Annotated in this window: 2 protein-coding genes; both read right to left on the minus strand. The window is 30.0% G+C overall.

Translation table 11 applies throughout. The features are described 5' to 3' along the window. Positions 1-138: 138 nt before the first annotated feature. On the minus strand, positions 139-1,581 hold the full coding sequence (locus HALO113_RS15485; protein WP_159779995.1) for an MFS transporter: 1,443 nt from the start codon (positions 1,579-1,581) through the stop codon (positions 139-141). A 259-nt stretch (positions 1,582-1,840) separates the two neighbouring features. Continuing rightward, positions 1,841-3,934 carry a glycoside hydrolase family 97 protein gene (locus HALO113_RS15490; RefSeq protein ID WP_159779996.1) on the minus strand — a complete coding sequence of 698 codons (2,094 nt, stop codon included), beginning with the start codon at positions 3,932-3,934 and terminating at the stop codon, positions 1,841-1,843. Positions 3,935-4,094 lie beyond the last annotated feature (160 nt).

Genomic DNA, 4,094 nt, shown 5'->3' on the forward strand with positions numbered 1-4,094 from the left:
TGCATCAACAATCTAATCTAAAAATGAGAACTTATAAAAGAAAAAACACTTGCAAGAACGTTCTTGCAAGTGTTTAATTTAATTATTTTTGTCTAATAAATCTGTATCGATTTTTTAGGACTAGTCAGAAGTTCTATATTAGTGTCCTCCACTAATTTTTTTATCAAAATTGATTCCTTGTTCATTTAGAATACCTTTCACTTTCCAAGCATAAAATGCTAAATAAGCAAAACAAATAACACCTACAATATAACTTGAATGTATGGTGGTTAAATCTGCAACATAACCTTGAAGTAAACTAATCAAACCGCCTCCCATAATCATCATAATTAAAAAACTACTACCTTGGCTTGTATTTTTTCCTAACCCACTTACTGCCAAAGTAAAAATACATGGCCATAATGTACTACAAAATAATCCAACACTTGTAAAAGCATACACACTAACCATTCCCGTAGTTGACATTCCTACCAATAATGCTAAAATACCTAATCCAGAAAAAATTAATAACATTCTAGCAGGATTACCTTTACTAGCCATATCTGCAAGTATTAGAACTAATATAATTAAAGCATAAATATAAAATGGTGATAAATCATGTTTAGCAATAGCATTTACTAATAAAAAAACACCAAAAGCTACATAAGGAGCTATAAATCTCAATATCTTTTGAAGGTTCATTTTATCAGTAAACGCCTCAACAGCACCTGTCCATCTCCCAATCATTAAACTTGCCCAATATAAAGAAATATAGGGAGCAATCTCATTGGTTAAAAAGCCTAAATCCTTTTCCATATATGCAGGTAAGTTACTTGCTGTAGAAACTTCAACACCTACATATACAAAAATTGCTATCATTCCCAATATTAATTGTGGATATTTTAATGCACTATTTCTATCTTTTTTAATTGAAATATCATCTGATTCAACAACAATTTCTGGTTTATCTGGTAATGATGAAAACTTCAAGAAAATAGCTACTAATAAAAAGGCTGCACCTAGTACTAAATATGGTATTTTAACACTTTCTATGCTCATATTGTTATCATTCCCATTAACTGCTGATCCAAAAATTGCAAAGCTTACAATTAATGGTCCAATAGTTGTTCCAAAATTATTAATTCCTCCTGCAAGTGTTAATCTCTGTGAACCTGTAGTTATAGGACCTAAAGCTATAGCTAGTGGATTTGCAACAGTTTGCTGTAAAGAAAAACCTAATGCTACTATAAACAAACCAGATAACATTAATGGAAACGATCCTAAATTGGCCGCAGGATAAAATAATAGCGTTCCTACTGCCGAAATTACTAATCCTAAGGCTAATGAATTTTTATATCCCATTCTATTTATCAAATCTCCTTTAGTTAAATAAGAGATTAATAAATAAATCAATGAACCAACAGTATAAGCAATATAAAATGCCACAGATACTAATTGACTTTGTGCTTGTGATAAATCAAAAGCTTTTTTAAATACTGGAATTAAGATATCATTACTTGCAGCAACGAAACCCCAAAAGAAGAACACTGATGCTAAAGGAATAAATTGTGCCCAGTTTGTTTTTGTTTGGTTTGTACTCATAATTAAATGTTGGTTAGTTGATCAATTCTAAATTTTATCATAAATAAGTTATCTCAGCTTAAATTGCTATTATGATAATTTTTTAGTGAAATTTTTCATAAATATACATTTATAAGATTTTCCTTAATACATTTATTATCATTAGTTATTAACGAAAACGTTTTCTTAAAGCTATTTTTGTGATTTTAATAAAAATTTCCAACGTTTTCGATTGTTAATAACTTACTTTCTAATGAAGTCTGAGGAATATAAAACTGCATTATTGAATTTGAAAACTTATAGCTGTTCCTCCTCCAGAAGCTAATTCTAATTGTAAATTATCTTTTGAAGTTACTATGATTGTTTTTATAGTATAACTTTTAGGATTTTTCTCCCAATGCGCGTCTTTACCATCTTGGTAAATAGTTGCCTTGTACTTTTTACCATTGGTTAAAAAATCTAATTTTATTTTTGAAACACGTGCGTTTTCATCGGTAATAGCACCTAAAAACCAATTTTCAGAATGTTTATCTTTTCTTACTACTGTTAAATAATCTCCAGGTTCCGCTTCAAGATATTTGGAATCTTGCCAATCTACTGGTACATCTTTAATAAATTGAAATGCATCTAAATATTTTTCATAATTTTCTGGTAGATCGGCAGCCATTTGTAATGGAGAATACATCGTAACGTATAATGCCAATTGCTTTGTTAATGTTGTATGAACTTGTTCTTTTTTTGTAGGATCATAAACATTCATCTTAATCTCAAAAATTCCAGGTGTATAATCCATTGGGCCACCTAAAAGACGTGTAAAAGGTAAAATAGTTTCATGAGCTGGTGGATTACCACTACTCCATGCGTTAAATTCATTTCCTCTAGCAGCTTCCGCCGCTATATAATTAGGATACGTTCTACTGAAGCCTGTTGGTCTAGAAGACTCATGTGAATTTACCATCAATTTATTATCGGCCATTCGCTTAGCTACAAAATTGAAATGATTTACCATCGTTTGACCATCGTGAAATTCCCCTCTAGGAATAATTCTTCCTACATAACCTGATTTAACAGCAGGGTAACCATATTGCTTCATTAAATTCATTGCTCTATCTAAATGACGCTCATAATTAGCAACTGAACCAGAAGTTTCATGATGCATAATCATTTTTACATTTTTGGATTTCGCATAATCATTAATTTCTTTCAAATTGTAATCTGGATAGGGTGTAGTAAAATCAAAAACGTCTTCTTTCCAATTTCCAAACCAATCTTCCCAACCTACATTCCAACCTTCAACCAAAACACCATCAAAACCATGTTTTGCCGCAAAATCTATATATCTTTTCGTATTTTCTGTAGTAGCACCATGTTTTCCAGAGGGTAATAATTCTTTAGTTGCTGCATTTTGAGCATTTTGACTTCCTGCATAATCCCAAGTTGATTTCCCAACATGCATTTCCCACCAAATCCCGATATATTTCATTGGCTTAATAAAAGATGTATCTTCAATTTTACATGGCTCGTTTAAATTTAAAATCATTTTGGAACCCACTATATCTCTAGCATCATCAGATACCATAATAGTTCGCCAAGGGGATACACAAGGTGTTTGAAGATAAGCCATGTCCCCAATTGCATTTGGAACTAATTGTGAGGTGAGTTGGTAATTTTGAGTAGTAACATTTAAATGCATTACAGGATAATTTACTACAGCTGCTTCAAAAATATTTAGATATATTCCATCATCTGATTTCATTTGTAAAGGTGTTTGCACTCTATACTTGCTTTTAATAGACTGTAATGCAACTCCATTATTCAAGTCTAGTTTTGAAATATCTATATCAGAAATTCTATTCTCATTATATACATATTCTTGACTATCAAAATCCCCTGGAATCCAAAAAACTTTATGATTTCCAGTTAGATTAAATTCTGTTTTTTCATCAGAAATGACAAAGTAGTTTAAATTTTCTTGTTTAGGAAATTCATATCGAAAAGCAATTCCTTCATCAAATGCCTTAAAAATAAGATTAACCCTTCTTTTTGTGTTTTGCTGAAGCAACTGAATTGTCAACTGATTATAATTATCTTGAATCGTGTTTTGTTCTCCTAAAATAGGTTGCCAAGAATTTGTAACAGATTCAATTGCTGTTTTCTCTAGTGTTAAATTAGAAGCTAAATCGGAATCCTCTTTAAGATAAATTCCTAATTTACTTTCTTTTATGATACTTTTATTTTTATACACTACTGAGTAATATGGAACACCATTAGTTAGCTTAAATTGTACTTTTAAATGTCCTGATGGCGAAATAAGCTCTTGTCCAAAAGCAACGAAACTCAAAAAAAATAAAAAAAATGTTTTTACTAATGTCATAGGGATATATAATTCTAATTTGGTAAACAATTAAAACAAATGTAAGTATTCAAAAGAGAAATGCATCTTTAAATTTGGTTATTTTATATACAAAAAACTAAAAAATAGTTAAATATATAGCTTATAATAAAATATTAAACTTATTTTTGTTCTCTTAGTA

Source organism: Flavobacterium sp. 9AF, from assembly GCF_902506265.1.
In the GTDB taxonomy this organism is placed as follows: Bacteria; Bacteroidota; Bacteroidia; order Flavobacteriales; family Flavobacteriaceae; genus Flavobacterium.